Origin of the sequence: Nioella ostreopsis, from assembly GCF_004000255.1 — a bacterium.
Taxonomy (GTDB): Bacteria; Pseudomonadota; Alphaproteobacteria; order Rhodobacterales; family Rhodobacteraceae; genus Nioella; species Nioella ostreopsis.
This window is the reverse complement of sequence record NZ_RCIQ01000020.1, coordinates 68,596-75,228: the sequence shown is the minus strand read 5'-3', so window position 1 is coordinate 75,228 and position 6,633 is coordinate 68,596. Positions and strand designations below refer to the sequence as shown.

The window sequence follows — 6,633 nt, the reverse complement described above, 5'->3', positions numbered from 1 at the left end:
GCAACGGATGCCAGACAGGACTCCTCTTCCAGTTCGGACTCGACTGAGCCCGAAAAGAGGTTCGATCGGGCCGGGGTTTTTCCTGGACCCAGCCCCGCGACCGGTCAACACCCGCGTCCTCCGGCCATAACGGAGGGCGCGGTTTTTCTTTGTGCGGGGGACGCGTGCCGGGGTTCAGGCTACCCCAGGAGGATCAGCCCGCCAGCCTTTCGCGCCGAAACAGGTCCCTTGCATCGGCCAGCATCTCGGCAAGCGCTTCGGCCTCCCCCTCTTCGCCCTCCAGTTCCGCCACCGCCAGTTCCAGCGTCACGAACGCTTCCTGAAGCGCCGCCAGACCGGACACAGCCGCCAGACCGGCCGCCATATGGGCGCGGCTGGCCAGATCGTGGACCGCGCGCCCCTCCCCGATCACCTTCTCCATATAGGAAAGGTGTTCTGCGATCTCCGCTGCCGCGCGCTGTGCAAGCTCGGCAGAGAGTGCCGGTTCGTCGCCCAGTTCGTCAGCCGCCATTTGCCCCGCGCAATGCTGCCCGATGATCTCGATCAGGGTTCTGCGCGACAGGGGTTTTATCAGAACGCCCGTCATGCCCGCATGGTGGAACCGCTCGATATCCTTGGGCAGCGCATGGGCAGTCAGGGCGATGATCGGGGTCAGGCTGTTAGGTCCGGAGGTCTCGCGGATCTGCCGGGTGGCCGAGATCCCGTCAATGCGCGGCATGCTGATATCCATCAGGATCAGGTCGAACCCCCGCTGCCCGGCCAGCCTTTGCGCCTCGGCGCCATCGCATGCCTGCACCGTCTCGCATCCGATACCGGTCAGCATCTCCACCGCGACGGCGCGGTTGATTTCGTTATCCTCGACAACCAGAACCGTCAGGCCGGATGTCGGGGGGACCGGACCGGCCGCCGGGCCGTCTGCCGCAAGTCTGCCCTGGTCCAAGGCCACGGCGTCGGCCAGCTGCAGGGGCACCCGAAACCAGAATTCCGACCCCGAACCGGGCTGGCTGACGACACCGATCTCGCCTCCCATGGCAACGACCAGCCGGCGGGCAATGCCAAGCCCCAGACCGGTGCCCTCGACCTCACGGGCGTAGCGGGTATCGAGGGTGACGAAATCGTCGAAGACGCGCGCTTGATCCTCGGCGGCGATGCCGATGCCGGTATCTGCCACGCGGAACTCGACATTGGTGCCGCCGGGGGGACGCATGGCAGACAGTGTGATCTGCCCGTTGCGGGTGAACTTGATCGCATTCGCCACCAGATTGACGATCACCTGCATAAGCCGGGTCCTGTCGCCGATCACAGACCCCAGATCGTCATCGGCCGACACGTGCAACCGGTTTCCCTTGGCCTCTGCCTCGACCCCCTGACTGTTCACGACATCCATCAAAAGCTCAACCGGATCAAAGATTTCGGGCCGCAGAACCGTCTTGCCGGCATCGTCGCGCGAAATGTCGAGCACGCTGTTGACATGATGAAGGAGCAACTGGCCAGAGCGGCCCATCATGTCGACAAATCCTTTCTGACGCTCGGTCAGATCGGTGCCCGACAGCAGTTCCAGCCCGCCCAGAATACCGCCGAGCGGCGTGCGCATCTCATGGCTCATGACGGCCAGAAATTCCGCCTTGGCCTCTTCGCCCGCCAGCGCCTTGTCGCGGGCCTCCACCAGTTCCCGCTCGGCATGCTGGCGATCCGAGATGTCGCGGATGAAGGAAACGAAGATTTCTCCCTCGGTGCTCTCAGCGGTATCGATGGACAGTTCGACGGGAAAGATCCGGCCCGACTTGTCCTTGGCTTCCAGCTGGACAAGACCTTTTCCCAGAATCCGTCTGCGCCCGGTGCTGAGATGCTCGTCCATGGCCTCGCGGTGAGCCTGCTGAAGGTGATCGGGGATGATCAGATCGGCCATAAGGGCGCCAAGCGCCTCTTTGCGCGTATAGCCGAAGATCCGCTCTGCCGCCGGGTTGCAATCAAGGATGCGTCCGTCGCGGCCAACCACCAAGACCCCGTCGATGGATGTGCCCACGATGGTGCGCTGCCGGCTTTGCGCAAGCGCGATCTCTGCCGTTCTGCGCTGACCCAATCGCAGCGACCAGACCAAGGCAAACACGGTGGTCGACAGGACCAGAATCAGGACAACGATCAGAGCGGCAAGGTCGAGCAGCGCATTGGCGACCCGCTCTCGTTGCTGCTCTGCCAGTCCGGCGAAGACACGGACGGATTCCAGCGTGACGAATCTGAGATCGTTTCGAAGATCGGCGATCTGTTCCTCAAGACCACCCAGCCCCGCGCGCAAATCCGCATCCGGGCCGTCGATCAGGGGCAACGCACTGTCGAGGGTCACAACCACGCGCTCCAGCGTTTCGGCGACTTCCGCTTCCTCGCGGACGCGTTGCAGCTGTTGTGATCTTTGCAGCACCTGGATGCGGGAATAGAACACATCAAAGCGACGGCGCACATCCCTGAGCGCGGCCTGCGAATTGTCGTGTATAGCGTTCAGGACGGCTGCCTCCAGCGTCAGCAACTCGACCTCGGTCTGTGCGATGCTCCACTGGGTGCTGTCGGCATTCGCGGTCGCCAGCGCGTCAATCTCTCGCCGCGCATCGGCGCTGAGAAACCAGATCCCGACAAAGCAGGCCCCGATGACGGCAATGACGATCGACGGTACAAAAAACCGCCGCTTCCCTCGATTCATCGCTTTTGCCCCTGCTCAATCACCATTTTCCCAAGACTGCCAAGTCCATCATACCTTCCCGCGTATGTCACGGGATAGCGCATACGGATAGCAGCCGACGCCAAGACAGGCGGCGCAACCGTAACCCCAAGTCGCGACAAGGCCCACCCGAGTTTCAGGCGGGATGTTCGTATTACCGTCGGCAAACCAGTCCGGCCGGTGCCCCCATGCCTGCGGCCATTTTTCTGGGTCAGCGGCGTTCTTGAGGGTAGACCGGTGACCTCATAGGCCGTACCAAACCTCGAACCCAGATCTGTTGAGCCGTTTTCTGAACGAAGGACCGGCGCGCAGCCGGAACGACAGGACAAGTCAGGCGCGATCGCCGGTGGATTGACCTGCAACGCCCCGGCATTGGTGGCAATTGGCAACGCGCAATCATTTTTATGGATAGAAGCATGAACGTACTGATCACAGGTGGGGCCGGTTACATTGGCGCCCATGCATGCAAGGCCCTGAAGGCCGCCGGATACACACCCATCACCTTCGACAACCTGTCCACCGGCTGGCGCGATGCGGTGCGCTTCGGACCATTCGAAGAAGGCGACCTGCTGGACCGTGCCCGGCTGGACGAGGTCTTTGCGACCCACCAACCCGTTGCAGTCATGCATTTCGCGGCGCTCAGCCAGGTCGGCGAATCCATGCAGGACCCCGGCCGCTACTGGCGCGAAAACGTGATGGGCGCGCTCAACCTGATCGAAGCCACCGTGGCGGCGGGCTGCCGTCATTTTGTCTTTTCCTCGACCTGCGCGACCTATGGCGATCAGGATTTGGTCACGCTGACTGAGGACACGCCGCAACAACCGATCAACGCCTATGGCGGCTCGAAACTGGCAATCGAGGGGATGCTGCGCGACTTTTCGGCCCGGCATGATCTGGAAACGGTGATCTTCCGCTATTTCAACGTGGCGGGAGCCGACCCCGAGGCCGAGGTCGGCGAGTTCCACCAGCCGGAAACACATCTGATTCCACTGATGCTGGATGCGATTGACGGCAAGCGCCAGGCCCTGACGATTTTCGGCACCGACTACGACACCCCGGACGGCACCTGTATTCGCGACTACGTGCATGTGATGGATCTTGTCGATGCGCATGTTCTGGGCCTGAAATGGCTTCTGGCCGACAAGGGATCTCGGGTGTTCAACCTCGGCACCGGGTCGGGCTTTTCCGTGCGCGAGGTCGTCGATGCCAGCCGCGCCGTGACCAATCGCGACGTGCCGATGACCCTCGGCGAACGACGCCCCGGAGATTGCACCAAACTGGTGTCCGGCAGTGACCGCGCCATCGAGGATCTTGGCTGGAGCCCCGAGCGATCCACTCTGAACCAGATGATAGCGGATGCGTGGCGCTGGCACCAAGGCAAGGGCTATTCCCGTTAGGGCGCGATCACGACAATGCGTTCCAGCTGCCAGATGCTGCGCGCATAGATGATCTCGGACTGATAGTCGGAATTGTGGTCATAGGGATAGACCAGCCAGAGCGGCCCGTTATCGCGGAGCGTCATCGGTTCCCCGTTGCGCAGGAAGGCGATGATCGGCCCATCCTCGACCGCGTCGGACAGCGGCACTTCAACAGCATAGTCATTGGCCGCGATGGCCTGCATGGCCCCCTCTTCCAGCCCAAGCGCTGCGACCAAGACATTCAGGGGAGTCCCGGTGAATTCCTGGATGCCATCCGTCCAGATCGTGGTTGTCTGAAAGCTGGCGATACCGATCTCTTCAAGATCCGCACGGGTGAGGTCGTGCGAGATTTCGGGGCCCGTGACGCTGAGCAGGATGTCCTCGGTCGTATCGGCCCGAGAGTGCGTTCCGCTTGCCACTATCAAAAGACCACACAGCACCGGAAGGAACCGCTGAACAAGGCTAAGCGGATGGAATGCAACAGGCATCGTGATCTCCGTCTCTGGGCTGTCTGTACGATCTCTGACAATATACTCTTCCTTTTCGATAAATCGAAAGAGAGCCGATTGCACCTGTTCAATTGGATAATGGCCTATCCTTAAGAATACCCCGAACGCCACGCCAACAACGACCCGGCCGGATCGCGTGCGTGCGGCACCAGATTGACGCTGGCTGGTTCTCAATGGTTTCGGACGAGACCTGAATTCCGGCTACAGCTATTCACATGCGGCCGAAGCAAGCGCGTCGGGTTTCCGAGACGCCAAGGGACTGGCCTGCAGACCGGAACAGTTCATTGAAATGGTACCCGTGGCCGGACTCGAACCGGCAAGCCTTGCGGCGGCGGATTTTGAATCCCCGAGCACCATTTTTTGCATCAATCACCAACCACCTGAAAAACCACAAAAAGACATTTATTATCAATGGATTAAAGTATTCTAACCTATCGGAATCCTGCCAAAGCGCCCCGTTCACCGCAGCCCAAAACCGTGTGAGCCACCGTTCAAAAACACAGAATAAACACAAAACCTGAACTAAGGATGCGCGCAGGGGATGCCCCACGGCGTGTTGCCGGACGATGATAGCAGGGTGGTAGAGTGGCTCACAGCGGGGGGGCCGTAGGGAGGTTTGGCGAGGTTGTTGAAGGTGTGTGTGGGGGCACAGTGTCGGCCAACAGAAAAGGCCAGCACTGTTTCCAGCACTGGCCCACAAGATGTGAGGGGAAATAGCTTACTGCCCGCTCATCCCTACGATGCCCTGCACCGCAGCATCTACACCGCTTACAATCGTGCCCGTATTCACAGCACCGAGCGCCGTGGTGGACAGGTTGCCGATGGAACCATTCACCTGGTTCAGCACGTTGTTGATGGAGCCATCCACTGCGCTCATGTTGGATGCCACATTGATGACAACCGCACCCGTATCAACGGAACCACCAATCTGGGTCAATGCTGCCGAGATTGCGTTGGTGTAGGTGGTCGCTGCCTCATCTACTGCGGAATTCACACCAAGCGTGATTTCACCGGTATTCACCGCGCCAAGCGCAGTGGTCGCCATGTCGGCAAAATCCAAGGTTGGAATGGTGAGTTCGGTCGCTGTGGCAAGGCTCGCAGTTGCAAGCGCGGTCGCCTCAACAACGCCCGAAATCGTGTTGTTGATGGAGCCATTAATATCAGATGAAATTGCGTAGAACGTGGTCTCATATGATTGCACCAAGAACGGAGCGTCCGAAAACTCCTGTGGTATGAAATACCTGACAGTGGTTATTTCATCTAGCCTAAGTTGCTGCGCAGTATCATCATCCCACTGCTCCGTTGATCCGTCGGCGAATATGATGGTGTATGGGTCAGTATAATCATCAATATCAACCACCGAAACAGAACCGTCCAACCCTATTTCAAATTCAGTATAGTCCAGAAAGCTAACTGTTTGCCCCACGTCGCTTAACCTCACTGCCACCCGGCCCTCATCCAGCTCATCGGTGGCCTCAATCCAGAACAAGATGTCTGAAGTAAATACCGACGCCCCCCCGACATCAAAGGTTTGATTGGTGTCATCGTCCCACTGCTCCGTTGATCCGTCGGCGAATATGATGGTGTATGGGTCAGTATAATCATCAATATCAACCACCGAAACAGAACCGTCCAACCCTATTTCAAATTCAGTATAGTCCAGAAAGCTAACTGTTTGCCCCAAGTCGCCATAAGTAACAGAAACGTAGCCCTCCTCTGGCTCGTTAGACGCTTGTATCCAAAACATGATATCTGTGGCACTGGGGTCAGCCAAAGATTGTTGATTGCCAACGGATCCAATATTTTCCGCGATATTCGCATATACACCATTCACAGGTGCAAGGTTGGTGGCATTGTCAATGGTACCAAGAACCCGCTCCAATACGGACACTTCCTGAGCCTGACTCATTTCTGGGACTATAGCCGCCAAAAAAAGCACCGATCCTAGTGTTTTTACGGTCATTACCCTTCTATCCTGCGGGCTCGGCGGCAT

The 6,633-nt window shown here is 59.1% G+C and carries 5 protein-coding genes; 2 read left to right on the top strand and 3 right to left on the bottom strand.

Features of this window, described 5'->3' with window-relative positions; translation table 11 throughout:
- Window positions 1-193 precede the first annotated feature (193 nt).
- Complete coding sequence (locus EP237_RS18005) at window positions 194-2,695, bottom strand: hybrid sensor histidine kinase/response regulator (RefSeq protein ID WP_127562285.1); 2,502 nt, start codon at window positions 2,693-2,695, stop codon at window positions 194-196.
- Window positions 2,696-3,129: 434 nt separating this feature from the next.
- On the opposite strand from EP237_RS18005, the gene galE reads away from it, so the two are divergent.
- Window positions 3,130-4,110, top strand: coding sequence for a UDP-glucose 4-epimerase GalE (gene galE / locus EP237_RS18000; protein WP_240661683.1), 981 nt, complete (start codon window positions 3,130-3,132; stop codon window positions 4,108-4,110).
- Here galE and EP237_RS17995 read toward each other — a convergent pair.
- Window positions 4,107-4,619 carry a putative pterin-binding protein gene (locus EP237_RS17995; protein WP_127562283.1) on the bottom strand — a complete coding sequence of 171 codons (513 nt, stop codon included), beginning with the start codon at window positions 4,617-4,619 and terminating at the stop codon, window positions 4,107-4,109. The genes galE and EP237_RS17995 overlap by 4 nt on opposite strands.
- A 319-nt stretch (window positions 4,620-4,938) precedes the next feature.
- On the opposite strand from EP237_RS17995, the gene EP237_RS23725 reads away from it, so the two are divergent.
- Window positions 4,939-5,070 carry a hypothetical protein gene (locus EP237_RS23725; RefSeq protein WP_276317011.1) on the top strand — a complete coding sequence of 44 codons (132 nt, stop codon included), beginning with the start codon at window positions 4,939-4,941 and terminating at the stop codon, window positions 5,068-5,070.
- Window positions 5,071-5,358: 288 nt separating this feature from the next.
- Here EP237_RS23725 and EP237_RS17990 read toward each other — a convergent pair whose 3' ends face one another.
- Window positions 5,359-6,603, bottom strand: coding sequence for a hypothetical protein (locus EP237_RS17990; protein ID WP_127562282.1), 1,245 nt, complete (start codon window positions 6,601-6,603; stop codon window positions 5,359-5,361).
- Window positions 6,604-6,633 lie beyond the last annotated feature (30 nt).

What these genes read in the sequence shown, in the direction of transcription:
- EP237_RS18005 (WP_127562285.1), bottom strand. Translation starts at nt 2,695, where the DNA reads ATGAATCGAGGGAAGCGGCGGTTTTTTGTACCGTCGATCGTCATTGCC.
- galE (WP_240661683.1), top strand. Translation starts at nt 3,130, where the DNA reads ATGAACGTACTGATCACAGGTGGGGCCGGTTACATTGGCGCCCATGCA.
- EP237_RS17995 (WP_127562283.1), bottom strand. Translation starts at nt 4,619, where the DNA reads ATGCCTGTTGCATTCCATCCGCTTAGCCTTGTTCAGCGGTTCCTTCCG.
- EP237_RS17990 (WP_127562282.1), bottom strand. Translation starts at nt 6,603, where the DNA reads ATGACCGTAAAAACACTAGGATCGGTGCTTTTTTTGGCGGCTATAGTC.